This window comes from Flavobacteriales bacterium (assembly GCA_019694795.1).
Taxonomy (GTDB): Bacteria; Bacteroidota; Bacteroidia; order Flavobacteriales_D; family UBA2798; genus UBA2798.
Map to the genome: position 1 here is coordinate 1 of JAIBBF010000055.1, position 15212 is coordinate 15212.

Sequence of the window (15212 nt, forward strand, 5' to 3'; positions counted from 1 at the left end):
GAAATCCGTTTACCATTCATATTCTTTGATCCATAATAATACAACTTCTCTTTGGGGAAATTTTCATTGTAGTAACCACGAATCTGTTCAATATTTTCCAACTCCGGCGCTATAAATTCTTCACCATTTGCATCGAGTAAACCCATTAGATATTGACCCGGACCTGATTTATCTATGGACACATTTTTACAACTATAAAAAGCAATGGAATCAATTCCCATTAACAAGGAAGAATGATAAATCTGATCATACGATTTAGAACGTGATATTCCGGATGACTGATAGAGATGGTATTTTTTATTTTCATTTAATGCATATGAACCATTTGCAAAAATCACTACATCTTCATAATTGCAATCCACAATTAATTTTTTCCTTTTAACATCATAAATCCCAAACAGAATTTTCATTCTACCACTTGTCGATTTCAACTGACCAACCACTATTCGATCTCCGGCCGCATGTCTTATTTCATAAAATTGCTCTTCTGCAAGCTGTTTACCATTTAAATCAATAATCCCCTTTAAAGCTACTTGATTTTTTAATTTAGATTTTTTATCTGAGATCGATAAATAATTTCTAGAATTTGAAATGTTAGATATACTCTTCCCTTTCCATTCACTGATTTTTCCATTGGCAAAAAGCAGGGCATCGCCCTGATCTCTTTCGAGAATGATATAATCACTATCCATTTTATAACGAACATCAAGGGCCGAAAAAAATTTCCCACCGTAAGTACTTACTTCTAACGATTCATCACCCACGTGGCGGACCATAAAATTTCCGGTGGAATAATATTCTGTTGTGAATTGATTGAGGTGAATAAATTTCTTCCCGTTGATATGATACAAATCACAGGAACCATCTTCATCCATCGCGTAGAAAAGTTTTTGGGAGAAGAGTCCACACTCAAAATAATTGCATGGAACCACTTCGCGAAATGTAGAATCGGTTAATCCCATTTTCCATTTATTCCCAACCTGCTTTTTTACCCGGTAATAATGTTCGGCATATAAAGTTGGAGCGTAATCATAATGAAAGGGCAGCAAAACATTCCCTTTAAAATCACAAATCCCCACTTTATCATCCGAATTGCAGATCACCAATTTATCTTTTTGTTTACCGATAGTAAAAACCCATTTTACCACATGCACAGGAAATTCCTTTCCATCGGGAAAATAAAGTCGATTCACCGATCCGTATCCGTAAATCAAACCTCCGTCTAATTCTTCAACATTTAGAAAGGTGGCATTACAGAGATCTTTACCCTGACGATTAATTACGGTCCAGCTTTTATCGTTGCGCAAAAAAATAGCATTCCCCTTGGCTGGTTTCATTTCATCAAAACGATCAGGAAGAATCAAACCACGGTCGCGGTCGTATAATTTCCATTTACCGTCTTTTAAAAGAAACGGAACCAGGTCCATCCCCGATCCGGCAATGGTGGAAAAACAAAGAATAAGCAGAAATAGAGATCGCATATTCTAATCTAAGGATAAATCGTTAAAAGGTTACCGGTTAACAATACAATCCTGTAATAAACTTAAAGCAGCAAAAAGTTCAATAAAGTGAAATAAATATTACCGCACACGGTTTTTTTCATCATCAGCACCGGTTTCACGTCTCATTCGGCCAGTTTGACCTTTTCCGAATTTATAACTGAAGCTTACATTTACTACCCGGGTGTCGCGTAATGCGCCCCACTTTTCAACTACCGAACCAAATTCTGTTAAACCACGAGGCCATGCTTTCCAGAAAACATCACTGCAATTAAGCGTTAGATTCCCTTTTTTCTTTAATACAGGAGCTTGAATTCCAACCGTAAAATTCCAAGTGGTATACATGGTAGTTACAGCATACAAATTTTTATGATTGTAATTAATGCTACATTCTAAATTCCATCCATCTGCCAATCGGAAATTCTGACTAGAAGAAAAGTAAAAAGCCGGACGACCCTGATTAAAGGTAAATTGATTTACATCCCCGGCGTATCGAGAATAGTTCGTTAATAAATTAGTGTTTGTCCTCCACCATTTCGTAATACGATTGCTGTAAGTTAGATTTAAACTATAGTAATGATTCTGATCAATATTTACCACCGTTTGGTTGGTTGTTTGGGTAGCTGCATCCTGAATAAGTACTTCCAGAATATTATCTGTAGTTAAATTATAGCTTAAACTGGCAAAAAAGGAATTGTTGTAGGAATAACTTAATTCGCCCAGGTAGGTAAACTGGGGCAAGAGATAAGGATTACCTTCACTGTAGGTATTGGCATCTATCCATTGCCGCATAGGATTCATTGATTGATAATTGGGTCGGTCGATTCTCCGTCCGAAATTGATATTCCAGGAATGCTTTTCCGAGGCTTCATAATTCAAATAAAAGGTTGGAAAAATCTGAGCATAATTCCGTTCAAATTCTTTTCCATTTAAAATTTGTTTCCCCTGGGCAATGGTTTGCTCCGCTCGCAGTCCTGCCTGGATGGACCACTTTTTAATTTTAGCTCTAAAATTCACATAGGCAGCATTTATGTTTTCAGTGTATAAAAAATGACTACTTCTTAAACTGTCTAATTGTTGATCTGTGCCGTTTACATGATAATACTGCATATCCTGGTCCGATTTCACTAAACTGCTTTTAAATCCGGCTTCAAATGTTTTTTCTTTGGGAAGTGGTTTTGTGTAATCCAATTTCCCAGAGAATAAATTCAAATTCCCTAACTGATTCATGGTTATTGTGGATGTATCCTGGATGGAATTGATATAGTCAGAATAGATGGTCGACATATCCACTTTAGCATTCGTAAAATAATTACCATAATCAAAATTTAGTGAAATATTTTGCCCTAATGTATCAAGCTGATGATCCAATCTCAGATTTGCTTCAACATCTCCAAAAATCTCATCCGTTGAACTATAAAAACCATAATTTCCTAAATAAATATTCGAACCATCGCGCACTAAAGAACTACTTATGGTTTTACTTGAAAATGGATTACTAATCCCGGAAATCAGGGTTGAAATAGTGGTACGATCAGAAATTTTATAATCAATTCCAATTCGGGGCACATGCATTTGTACCGGAAAACTAAGGTAATTATCATTATTAAAAATTCGTGTAAGGGTATCGCCTGAATAAAACCGCCGGTCAATCTCCAAATGATTAAATCCTTTTCTGTAATTATAGCTATAACTCAAATATACACTCCAATTATTTTTACTGTAATTAAATGAAAAGCCACTACTAGCTTTTGCATACCGGCCCTGACCATACGACATGTTGATACTGCCATTGTAACCTTGTGCCTTGTTACGTTTAGAAATCATGTGAATAATACCTGCATTACCTGCTGCATCGTATTTTGCAGGAGGATTTGCAATTAACTCAATTTTCTGAACGGAAGATGCAGGCATGGAACGAAGAAAATTAGCCAGATCCTGACCTGCTAAAGGAGTCGGCTTACCATCAATCATAAAAATGATTCCCTGTTTACCCCTCATAAAAATTCTTCCATCCTGATCTATGGTAATACCAGGTAATTTTTCAAGCAGATCCAAAACTGAATTCGATTTTAAAATGGCGCTATTTTCAACATTAACTACTACCTTATCTGCTTCCCTTTCTATAAATGGACGTTCTGCTACAACATCTACTGTTTGTAATGAAGAAGAAGATTCCGTTAATGAAATTATTCCCAGATTAATGTCTTCCGGAAATTTCACTTCGATCTCAGCGCTGGTGTAATCTGAATACCCAACAAATCGAACACGAATAAAATATTTACCGGCAGATATATTTTCAAAAATAAATTCTCCATTTTCATTACTTACTTCTCCTTTATAAAACAAGGAATCACCGGAAGTAAACAACAATACATTAGCGAAGGAAATCGGACTATGATCAGAAGCAACAATAGTTCCAAAAAGTTTCAATGGTTGCGCTAAACCTGAAATTGAAACACAAAGAAATACCAGTACATGTAAAATAACTTTCATGCGCTCAAATTTTAAGACAGTACAATTCCCTTCGGAAAAACCGTCAGATTAGACCAATAAATAAGATATGAACCGACGAATTTATTCGTCGTAATTTGGATCTCTCTAAATACTATTTACTACAATTCTCTGCAATATTTCTCAAAACATTTTCGGCAACATCCAGGTCATTTTTTTCTACTCCTTTTAATGCCACCCTTCTATTTCGAAGAACTACAGTTTGAATCTCACTCAACAAGCTCAAGCCCTTTTGAGTAATAATTAATTTATATCTCCTCCGGCTTTCATCATGCGACTTGCGTTGCAGGTATTTATCTTTTACCAGAATTTCAATGATTCGGGTAACCGATGCTTTATCTTTTAAAACCTTTTCCGCCAGCTCACTCTGAGTTACCTCCGGATCCTCATGCAACACCTTTAACACCAACCACTGATCAATAGTGATGCTAAAACCAGCTTCTTTTAATTGCTGCGTTGCATACTGCCTGTAATTCCTTATCGCCTTATCGAGGTGATAAAAGAAAATGGTATTCAGTTTCTCCATGACAAATATATGTTATAATATCAATTGTTGACATATCAACAATAGTAAAAATAGTTAAATTTATTTAAACGGAAGCAAGAAACCATAAACGGTAGGGATATTCCTTTCTTTGGCAACAATAAATGCTTGTTAGGCCTGGAATTGTTCTAATTCAGGATTTTCAACTCACTCAAAACGCGGCGTACAATCGTTTTCCGTACCTCCGGTTTACTCGGATCCAATTCAATGTTTAAAGCGAAATAGTAGTAATCCGACTTTTCATCTTTCGATTTCAATTTTGGACGTTCAACATAGCCCACATACCATCCGATATTTTTTCCATCTTGTTCGGCCCAACCTGTTTTTGATCTTAAAATGTAGGTATCAGATTTCTCCTCGATCATGATTTTGCGCACGATGGCTTGATTCTCTTTTTTAAAAGGTAATAGATCTGCTTGCAACTTTTTCAATAAATCAACCTGTTCTTTTGCGTTAATACGAAGCTTTCCTTTTAACCAGAAATCATCCAGACCTCCATCAATGTTTTTATTCCCATATCCGGCTTGCTTCACGTATTCATCCATTTTTTTAAAACCGATTTTACGAGCTAATTGCTGATAATACCAAACAGTGGAATTTTTAAAGGCCTCTTCCATATTCTGATCCTGATTCCAGGAAGCAACTCCACGATCGAAACCATCCCATTTAAACGTCACCTTCTCATTTTTTACCACTCCTGTTTCAAGGGCGATGAGTGAGTTCATAATTTTAAATGTTGAGGCTGGTAAAAAACGTTCAATCATACGCTGACGATTAAACACCTGGTATTTCCCTTTTTGCTGATCGTAAATCACCAGGGTACCCACGTTCACATTCTGCGATTTGAAATGTTCCGACCAATCCGGACGTTCCTTCATTCGAAGAGTGTCCCACACCAGAGAATAATTACCCGAACGTAAGGTATCTTGTGCATGCAGAATTCCGGATGCCACTACAAACAATAACACGATAATCTTTTTTATCATAATCCGAAATTCTGTTTCACTTATCGATTTTAGAATAATCCCATTTGTTCACCATTGGTCCCGCCTTTAGAATCAAATTCCAAAGTATCGGTGCGTTCCTCTAATAAGCGTGCTTCATTTTCACGTTCTTCTTTTGGAATATCGTCTGGTTTAGGTTCAAGAATGGTGACCTGTTTAATTTTATATTCCGTCAATTTGTTACCCACCGCTTTTTCATTACGGATTTCAACAAATTTTGCGAGGTCAATGACTTCCGGTTTCTTACTTGTACTTCTTCCGTCGTATTCCACTTTAATCCGCGGAACCCATTGCGTAGAAACCATTTCAATGCGTGATCCGTCGCTAATGGAAATGACATGGTTTTTACGATCACCATCCTCCAGCATAAAGCGTTTCACGAAATAGGCATCTTTTTCTCCATCATAATAAATAATGGTGACCGGACGCTTCATATTCAGCTTTTCAATCATGATCATGTCATCATCGAAATGCAGATCGAGTGAATGTCCGCTAATGCGATAATAACCGGATTGTGTCACCGAAAAGATTTTATCATCGTTTTTAAATCTACCCAATAACTCTCCTCTGCCTGAAATATTCAAACGCATAGTGATATCGTCGAACCAAATCTGCTGTGCCTGCAAGGTTGATCCTCCGATTTCTTTTTGCACGATTTTATTTACGGTGTATTTCGTAATGAGATTACCCTGACTCTGCATGTTTTTCACTGCAAGCCCAGCCATTTCATAATCGAAATGCAATCGTTTTAAATTCGGACGAGCACGCAAATGCACGGTAATAATTTCTGCTTCACCATTCGGATGTTCGGTGAAATACAAAACTTTCGATTCCGGATTACCACGGGTTAAAATATATTCTTTATCACGGGTGATGGCAGTAACTGCAAATCGTTTGGCAAATACAGCTCCTGCTTTACCATCGCGATAGATCATGTGGTAAATACGGTTCTTGTCGCCCTTTTTCCAAACGGCAATATGAATGATTCCCTTACCTACAAATTTCTTATCCGTGATTTTTGAAATAACCATGCGTCCGTCTTCCCTGAAAACGATAATATCATCGATATCGGAACAATCGCAAATAAATTCATCTTTCTTCAACGAAGTACCAATAAATCCTTCCGTGCGGTTGGCGTATAACTTGGTATTGGTTGCAACGACTTTAACGGCTTCAATGGTATCGAATATTCTTGCTTCGGTTTTACGTTCTTTACCGGCGCCGTATTTTTTCTTCAGGTTTTTGAAATAATCAATGGTATAATTCACCACATGTTTAAAGTTGTGGCGAACAATCTGAATTTCTTCTTCGAGCGATTCGATGTAATGATCCGCTTTATCGCTGTCGAACTTAGAAATCCGTTTGATTTTTATTTCTGTCAGTTTAACCAGATCATCATGTACCACGGGACGTTTTAAATGCGTGGTATGCGGTTTTAATCCTTTATCAATCGCTTTTAAAACGCCTTCCCAGGTTTCTTCGTTTTCAATTTTGCGGTAAATACGGTTTTCAATGAAGATTTTTTCCAGCGAAGCAAAATGCCACATGCTTTCTAATTCATTGAGTCGAATCTGCAATTCAAGCTTATGCAGCTCAACCGTATTCAGCACCGAAATTTTTAAAATTTCAGATACACCTAAAAAGCGTGGTTTGTCATTTTCAATAACCGCAGCATTCGGAGCAAGAGAAACTTCACAATCGGTAAATGCATACAAGGCATCAATCGTTTTGTCGGGCGATGCTTCGGGATGAAGATGGATAACGATCTCTACTTTGTCGGCCGTATTATCTTCAATCTTCTTAATCTTAATTTTTCCCTTTTCATTGGCTTTAATCACCGAATCAATCAGTGATGAAGTAGTTGTTCCAAATGGAAGTTCATCTACGATCAGTTGTTTTCCGGATGCCTGACGGATTTTTGCACGGCAACGTACACGACCTCCTCTTAATCCATCGTTATAATTCGTAAAATCTGCCATTCCTCCCGTTGGGAAATCAGGGAAAATCTCCACTTTTTTTCCTTTCAGAATATCAATGGCTGCATCAATCAGTTCATTGAAATTATGCGGTAAAATTTTGCAGGCCATCCCCACAGCAATACCTTCCGCTCCTTGTGCCAACAGCAATGGGAACTTAACCGGTAAATGAATAGGTTCCTTATTTCTTCCATCATAAGAAGCCTGCCATTGGGTGGTTTTGGGGTTAAAGACAACGTCAAGGGCAAATTTCGATAAACGCGCTTCAATGTAACGTGGTGCCGCTGCGCTGTCGCCGGTTAAAATATTACCCCAGTTTCCTTGTGTATCGATAAGTAAATCACGCTGACCAATCTGAACCAGTGCATCACCAATGGAAGCATCACCATGCGGGTGATATTTCATGGTGTGACCAATCAGATTCGCCACTTTGTTATAGCGACCATCTTCCAGCTCGCGCATGGAATGTAAAATCCGTCGCTGAACCGGTTTTAATCCGTCCAATACAGCCGGAACCGCGCGTTCAAGAATTACATAAGAAGCGTAATCCAAAAACCAATCCTGATACATGCCACCCAGAATGGTGGTTTTGTTCGGATCGGAATGATCGCCTTCGCCATTATTAAATAATCCGCTTTCGTCCATTTCTTCGTTCGTGATCATGCTTCTGTTTCTTCAGTTGGTACTTCTTGTTCTTCCTCCGTTTCAACCACATCTTTTTCCACACGGAGATTTTCAATGATAAATTCCTGACGTTCCATGGTGTTTTTACCCATGTAATAATCCAACAAATGCTGTATGGATTCTTTACCCACTACAACAGGTTCAATTCGCATATCCGGCCCAATGAACATTCTGAATTCATCCGGAGAAATTTCACCCAATCCTTTGAATCGGGTAATCTCAGGATTCCTTCCTAATTTTTTCATTGCTTTTTGCTTTTCCTCTTCACTGTAACAATAGATGGTTTCCTTTTTGTTACGGACACGGAACAACGGTGTCTGCAAAATATAGACGTGACCATTTTTTACTAAATCGGGGAAAAACTGAAGGAAAAAGGTCAGCAACAACAAACGAATATGCATACCATCCACATCGGCATCGGTTGAGATCACAATGTTGTTGTATCTCAAATTTTCCATTTCATCCTCAATATCGAGTGCTGCCTGAATCAGATTGAATTCTTCATTCTCGTAAACGATTTTCTTGGTGAGTCCATAGGTGTTTAACGGTTTCCCCTTTAAAGAAAACACAGCTTGCGTAGAAACATCGCGCACCTTGGTGATGGATCCACTTGCCGAATCTCCCTCACAAATGAACAAGGTGGTATCAAGGCGACGCGGATCCTTGTTGTCGGTAAGATGAACACGGCAATCGCGCAGTTTTTTATTGTGTAGTGAAGATTTTTTTGCACGTTCACGCGCCAGTTTGCGAATACCGCTCAACTCTTTCCGCTCGCGTTCCGCAGCAAGAATTTTTCGTTGAATGGCATCTGCAACTTCCGGATGTTTGTGCAAATAATTATCGAGATGCTCCTTAAGAAAATCGGCCACAAACGAGCGCATGGATTTTCCTCCCGGCTCAATTTCGGTACTACCGAGTTTTGTTTTTGTCTGCGATTCAAATACCGGTTCAATGACTTTCACCGCAACAGCAGCGCAAATGGATTGACGTACATCCACGGCTTCGTATTCTTTTCTGAAGAATTCACGAATTACCTTTACCACCGCTTCACGAAAAGCAGCCTGATGTGTTCCACCCTGAGTAGTGTGTTGTCCGTTTACAAAGCTGTAATATTCTTCTCCATAAGAGGAAGTATGCGTCATAGCCACCTCAATATCATCACCACGCAGGTGAATAATATCATAAAGCGGTTCTTCCGTCATGTTTTCCTTCAGGAGATCCAATAAACCGTTTTCAGAATAATATTCCTGTCCGTTAAAACTGATGGTTAAACCCGGATTCAGGTAACAGTAGTTCCAGAGCATTTTGGAAATGAATCCCTCTCTGAAATGGAAATTTTTAAAAATGCTTGTATCGGGGACAAATGTGACAGATGTACCGTTTGCCTCTGATGATTTTTCAAGTTTTGATTCTTTAATCAGATTTCCTGCCTTAAAGGTTGCCTTTTTAACCTGACCTTCACGAAAGGATTCAATGTAGAACGATTCGGATAATGCATTCACGGCCTTTGTACCGACCCCGTTTAATCCGACTGATTTCTTAAATGCTTTAGTATCGTATTTAGCACCGGTGTTCATTTTCGATACGGCATCCACCATTTTACCCAGCGGAATTCCGCGACCGTAGTCCCTGATATTCACCTCCCGCTCGTTAATACGGATATCCACCCGCTTTCCAAAGCCCATCACAAATTCATCGATACAGTTATCCATGATCTCTTTCAGGAGAATGTAAATACCATCATCCGGCGTAGAACCATCTCCTAATTTCCCAATATACATACCCGGACGTAACCGAATATGATCCTTCCAATCCAACGATCGAATGTTGTCTTCCGTGTAATTACTTTGTTGAGCCATAGCTAAAAATGTGAAGGCGTAAAAATACACAATGAAAAACCCTTAGAACAGGTGAAAAAAATTGAACTTTTCAACAATAGCCCATTGTTTTCAACGCAAAAAATCATTGGTGTTCAGTCTTTTTTTCAATCTTTTTCGATTCAGGTGCTCAGATATCAACCTTTTTCTATCTTTGCGCGGGGCAAGTCTTGCACGACCAGCTCCCTCCCCAATTCCCCAGGCCGGGAACGGAGCAAGGACGGGAGGTTGTAGCGGTGCGATGCAATCAGCTTGCCCTACTTTTTTTCCCCCACTTACATTTCATTATCAGGAAGCAACGGGAAATTAACAACCTGTTCAATTCTTCTTTTGCCAAATATCCGCGGGAGGTCTATTTTTGAGCAAAATAAATCCCCTATGAAATTTTTTATCGACACAGCAAATCTTGATCAAATTCGCGAAGCCAACGACCTCGGTGTACTGGATGGCGTAACTACCAACCCCTCTCTGATGGCCAAAGAAGGCATCTCCGGAGATGAAAAAGTTCTGAAACACTATGTCGATATCTGCAACATCGTGGACGGAGATGTGAGTGCCGAAGTAATTTCTACCGATTATGAAGGAATGATTCGTGAAGGCGAAAAATTGGCTGCTTTGCATAAAAACATCGTAGTAAAAGTTCCGATGATTAAGGATGGTGTTAAAGCCATTAAATCTTTCACCAAAAAAGGAATCAGAACCAATTGTACATTGGTGTTTTCTGCCGGACAAGCACTTCTCGCTGCAAAAGCAGGTGCTACCTATGTTTCTCCTTTCATTGGTCGACTCGATGATATTTCTACAGATGGACTTGCTTTGATTGAAGAAATCAGAACCATTTACGATAACTACGGTTACGACACTGAAATTTTAGCAGCATCTGTTCGTCACCCCATGCACATTATCGACTGCGCAAAAATTGGTGCTGATGTTGCAACTTGTCCATTAAGTGCAATTATGGCTTTACTGAAGCATCCGCTTACAGATAACGGACTCGCACAATTTTTGGCTGATCACGCGAAAGCTGCAGCAAAATAAATTGAGCTCATCGTATATCGAAAGGCTGGAATTTTTTTCCGGCCTTTTTTTTTTAGAAACCGATCCCCATTCCCACACTTAGGCCTTGACCCCAACCATAATGCCTTTGCGTTCGCAATTCATAACGTCCGCTTAATCTGAAATTACCAAATGAAAAAGTAATGGCAGATCCTAATGAGGCAGCATAGACCAGATCCGTCTCCCCATTGATTTTATTTTTTGTAAAATCCATCCCAATAAAATTCACATAGGGAGAAAAGGTCATCCAATCTGTTGGTCGCCAATGAAAGCTTACACCATCGGGAATGATGGTAATTAATGCACCGAGGACCAATCCCATTTTCCCGAAAGTGCAGAATGGGCAATTTTCAGTGGAATCCGGATTATTTGTTCCGCTATTCACATTGGAACTTGAATCTTTTTCCGTGGCCAAACAGGATAGCGTACTGATAAGTCCAAATGCAAAAATCGGAGGACCCGCTACTGCTCCAACAGGTGTATGAATGGACCGGAATTGATCACTTCGTTTAGCATATGAAAAATCGTAATTGAAACTGATATTTTCATTGGCATAAACAGATAAAACTGCACTTGCGCCTTTGTAGGACAGCGTGTCTTCCCAACGCCCTTGATCGTAATACACATCAACTGTAGCAATGGTCGAAAAATCTTGCAAAGAAGCCATTCCATGAAAATGGAAAATGAACCCCATCAGGATGACACCGATTATTTTCATACATTTTAGTTGAGTAAAATAGTGGCATAGGCAGGATTGAAGAATTAACGAACGCCAAAAGAAATTATTGTATTGAGGCGAATAGGAGCACCATTTATACTTATCAATTATTCAGGTAGATATATAATAAAAAGGGATCATAACACTTATCAATACTCCAATATGGATATTCTTTTTAACCGAGGCTTCTACCTGTTTTCATTTTGTTTTATCTTGTATTATGCTTTTAGAAATTCACCCGGATAATCCTGATGAGAAAAAAATCAGAAAAGTGGTTGACTTGTTAAACGAGGGGGCGGTGATTATTTATCCGACGGATGGAGTATATGCCATTGGTTGCTCATTGCTGAAATCGAAAGCAATCGATCGTGTGGCTAAGATCAAAGGCCTGAAAACCGAGAAAGCAAATTTCTCCATTGTATGTCACGATTTAAGTCACCTTTCGGAATACGCCAGAGTTGATACTCCCATTTATAAAATCATGAAAAAAGCACTTCCGGGTCCATACACCTTTATCCTGGAAGCGAGTAATAAAATTCCAAAATTCTTCAACAACAATAAACGTTCAGTAGGAATTCGCGTTCCCAACAATGCTATTGTGCGAATGATTGTAAAAGAACTGGGGCATCCCATTATTTCCACCTCAGTGCACGATGATGATGAAGTAATAGAATACACCACCGATCCTGAATTGATTCATGAAAAATATGATAAAGCGGTTGATTTGGTTATTGCGGGAGGTTACGGCAAGAATGAAGCATCAACCATTATCGATTGTACCGATGGATATCCGGAAGTGATAAGAGAAGGAATTGGTCCCACCGAAGATTTGTTTTGATATGAGGATTTTGATTGTTGATTGTGGAAGTTCCAAGGTGCCGGATATCGTTGCTATCCTTCGGAAATTGAATGTAGAATGTACATCCATTAAATGGAATGAATTAAAAGGTGATGAACTGCATTACAATGGAGTAATCATTAGTGGAGCACCTGTTTTACTCACCAATACTTCAGCAGATCCTTACATTGAAAAAATAAAACCTTTGATTAAAATTTCAGTTCCTGTATTGGGAATTTGTTTTGGTCACCAGATTTTAGGAATTATAAATGGAGCCTACATTGCAAAATGCAGTGAAGATCGCGCGTGGCAGGAAATTACGATCATTCATCCTTACGGATTATTTGCAGGTTTTAACAATTGGGTGATGATGCGCGAAGACCATACAGAATGCATCGATTTACCACATGGATTTCGAAGAGATGCCGGATCTGAAATTTGCGCGAATGAGGCGATGCACCATGAAAAATATCCATGGTATGGTGTGCAATTTCATCCTGAATCTTCGGGAGAAATGGGCGAAAAATTATTTAATAACTTTCTGACGATTTGTAAATCATGGTCCTGAATTATATCTGGATTGCCTTTTTCCTCGTTGCATTTATTGTAGCCTGTGTTCGGTTTGTGCTGGAGGATAATTTTTCCATTTTCGGCGAAATGGTAGATGGCGCATTAAAGATGGCGGAGTTCTCGGTGATGGATATTGCTCTTCCCCTTGCAGGTATCATGATTTTCTGGATGGGCATGATGAAAGTGGCAGAAAATTCCGGATTGGTCAATGTATTTGCCCAGGGAATGTGGCCCATTTTTAAACATATTTTCCCTGAAATTCCGAAAGGACACCCCGCTTCTGGATCCATCATGATGAATTTCTCCGCAAATTTTTTGGGTCTCGATAATGCCGCAACACCTCTTGGAATTAAAGCGATGAAGGAATTACAAGTGTTAAATCCGAGTAAAGACACTGCCAGTAATTCGCAAATCATGTTTCTGGTGCTGAACACCTCCGGGTTAACATTAATCCCTTCATCCATTATTGCTTTAAGAGCTGCCAATCATTCAGCCTACCCTACCGATATTTTTATTCCCATTCTTCTGGCTACCACCATTGCAACAATGGTTGCACTCACTGCCGTTTCGCTCTACCAACGCATCAATTTATTAAAACTCCAGTTTATTTTACCTGTGATTGCGCTGCTCTCTATCATGGCTTCCATTGTAGCTTTAATCATTCACTTCAGTGCCGTAAATGCAAGTGATATTGCAGAATATAAAATCCTGCATCCCGATTTTAAGGGCGATATCAATGCTGCCGTATCTTCTTACAAAATGGGTAAATACTCATCCTTTGCAGGAGCATTTATCATCTTGGGTATGCTCGTTTCATTTATTGGTTATGGAGCTTACAAAAAAATAAATGTGTACGATAGTTTTATTGAAGGCGCTAAAGATGGTTTTGGAACCGTAATACAAATCATTCCTTACCTGGTGGCGATGTTGGTAGCGATTTCAGTGTTCCGGACTTCCGGTGCAATGGATTACATCATTGATGGCATTCGTTACCTGGCCAATTCCATTTTCTCAAGAACCGAATTCGTCGACGCCCTCCCAACTGCGATGATGCGTCCCCTTAGTGGAGGAGGATCTCGTGCATTAATGATTGAAAGCTGGAATCATTTTAAGATTGACAGTTTACAAGGACACATGACTTCGGTAATTCAAGGCAGCACCGAAACTACATTTTACACGATAGCAGTGTATTACGGTGCCGTGGGAATTCGAAATGTAAGGCATACCATTCATTGTGGATTAATTGCTGATTTCGCAGGTGTAACAGCGGCTATCATTTTATCTTATCTCTTTTTTGCAAACTGATTATTCTCATTTCATTTTTGATTTTTTATTCCGAAATTGAGGGTATAAAATCATTACTATGAAAAAATTATTACTCAGCAGCATTTTTATTTCCTGTTGGATTTTTGGATTATCTCAAAACGGACAAATCGAAAACGGTAGTTTTGAAAACTGGACCAACACCATCATTTTCGAAAATCCGGATATGTGGATGACCTCAAATGGATCGGGTCCGGCTTTTTACGGCGTAAGCAAATCAACCGACGCACAACAAGGATCTTATTCATGCAAACTCGAATCGGAAATTAGCGGAACCGATACCATCATCAGTTATTCATTTTTAGGTCATGTGGGACAAGCTGGTCCCGATGGAGGAATCCCCTACACTTCCACCTTCGATCAGATTTTTGGATTTTATAAATCATCCATGGCAATGAATGATTCTGCAATGGTATTATTAATTCGCTGGAACTCCGGAATACCTTCATATTATGTTTTTCTGATTGGCGGAACAACATCATCATGGACACCCTTTAGTTTTAATCTCCCTGCCGGAACACAAGATTCATTGTTTATTGGTCTAGCTTCCGGTAATCCTTTTGCACAACAATACACCAATACCAATTCCTCTGTTTTATTTGATAACAT

At 39.0% G+C, this 15212-nt stretch carries 12 protein-coding genes and 1 other RNA gene; 6 read left to right on the top strand and 7 right to left on the bottom strand.

What is annotated here, in order from left to right; translation table 11 throughout:
• From K1X56_12640 to K1X56_12665, 6 genes are all read right to left on the bottom strand, one after another.
• On the bottom strand, positions 1 to 1481 hold a 1481-nt coding region (locus tag K1X56_12640; protein MBX7095561.1), incomplete at its 3' end, for a WG repeat-containing protein.
• A 99-nt stretch (positions 1482 to 1580) separates the two neighbouring features.
• Complete coding sequence (locus tag K1X56_12645; protein MBX7095562.1) at positions 1581 to 3995, bottom strand: TonB-dependent receptor; 2415 nt, start codon at positions 3993 to 3995, stop codon at positions 1581 to 1583.
• Between the two features lie 112 nt (positions 3996 to 4107).
• Complete coding sequence (locus tag K1X56_12650) at positions 4108 to 4539, bottom strand: MarR family transcriptional regulator (protein ID MBX7095563.1); 432 nt, start codon at positions 4537 to 4539, stop codon at positions 4108 to 4110.
• Positions 4540 to 4685: 146 nt separating this feature from the next.
• Positions 4686 to 5543 carry a class D beta-lactamase gene (gene blaOXA / locus K1X56_12655; GenBank protein MBX7095564.1) on the bottom strand — a complete coding sequence of 286 codons (858 nt, stop codon included), beginning with the start codon at positions 5541 to 5543 and terminating at the stop codon, positions 4686 to 4688.
• A 29-nt stretch (positions 5544 to 5572) separates the two neighbouring features.
• Complete coding sequence (locus K1X56_12660; GenBank protein MBX7095565.1) at positions 5573 to 8200, bottom strand: DNA gyrase/topoisomerase IV subunit A; 2628 nt, start codon at positions 8198 to 8200, stop codon at positions 5573 to 5575.
• Entirely contained in the window at positions 8197 to 10080 is a 1884-nt protein-coding gene (locus K1X56_12665; GenBank protein MBX7095566.1) for a type IIA DNA topoisomerase subunit B, read from the bottom strand. The genes K1X56_12660 and K1X56_12665 overlap by 4 nt, the downstream gene beginning before the upstream one ends.
• A 179-nt stretch (positions 10081 to 10259) precedes the next feature.
• Between K1X56_12665 and ffs the strand changes: the two genes are divergently transcribed.
• Both ffs and fsa read left to right on the top strand, forming a co-directional pair.
• Positions 10260 to 10359: signal recognition particle sRNA small type (ffs, locus tag K1X56_12670), an RNA gene on the top strand.
• Positions 10360 to 10476: 117 nt separating this feature from the next.
• The gene (gene fsa / locus K1X56_12675) at positions 10477 to 11136 is read left to right on the top strand and encodes a fructose-6-phosphate aldolase (protein ID MBX7095567.1); all 660 of its coding nucleotides are present in this window, start codon (positions 10477 to 10479) and stop codon (positions 11134 to 11136) included.
• Between the two features lie 52 nt (positions 11137 to 11188).
• Here the strand turns inward: fsa and K1X56_12680 are convergent, their stop codons facing one another.
• Positions 11189 to 11872: a hypothetical protein gene (locus K1X56_12680; GenBank protein MBX7095568.1), complete on the bottom strand. Its 684-nt coding sequence runs from the start codon at positions 11870 to 11872 to the stop codon at positions 11189 to 11191.
• A gap of 220 nt (positions 11873 to 12092) precedes the next feature.
• Here K1X56_12680 and K1X56_12685 point away from each other — a divergent pair, with 220 nt between their 5' ends.
• From K1X56_12685 to K1X56_12700, 4 genes are all read left to right on the top strand, one after another.
• Complete coding sequence (locus K1X56_12685; GenBank protein ID MBX7095569.1) at positions 12093 to 12710, top strand: threonylcarbamoyl-AMP synthase; 618 nt, start codon at positions 12093 to 12095, stop codon at positions 12708 to 12710.
• Between the two features lies 1 nt (position 12711).
• The gene (locus K1X56_12690) at positions 12712 to 13278 is read left to right on the top strand and encodes a gamma-glutamyl-gamma-aminobutyrate hydrolase family protein (GenBank protein MBX7095570.1); all 567 of its coding nucleotides are present in this window, start codon (positions 12712 to 12714) and stop codon (positions 13276 to 13278) included.
• Positions 13269 to 14585, top strand: coding sequence for a hypothetical protein (locus tag K1X56_12695; GenBank protein ID MBX7095571.1), 1317 nt, complete (start codon positions 13269 to 13271; stop codon positions 14583 to 14585). The genes K1X56_12690 and K1X56_12695 overlap by 10 nt, the downstream gene beginning before the upstream one ends.
• Positions 14586 to 14643: 58 nt before the next feature.
• Positions 14644 to 15212, top strand: a 569-nt coding sequence (locus K1X56_12700) for a hypothetical protein (protein ID MBX7095572.1), incomplete at its 3' end; no start/stop codon positions are given.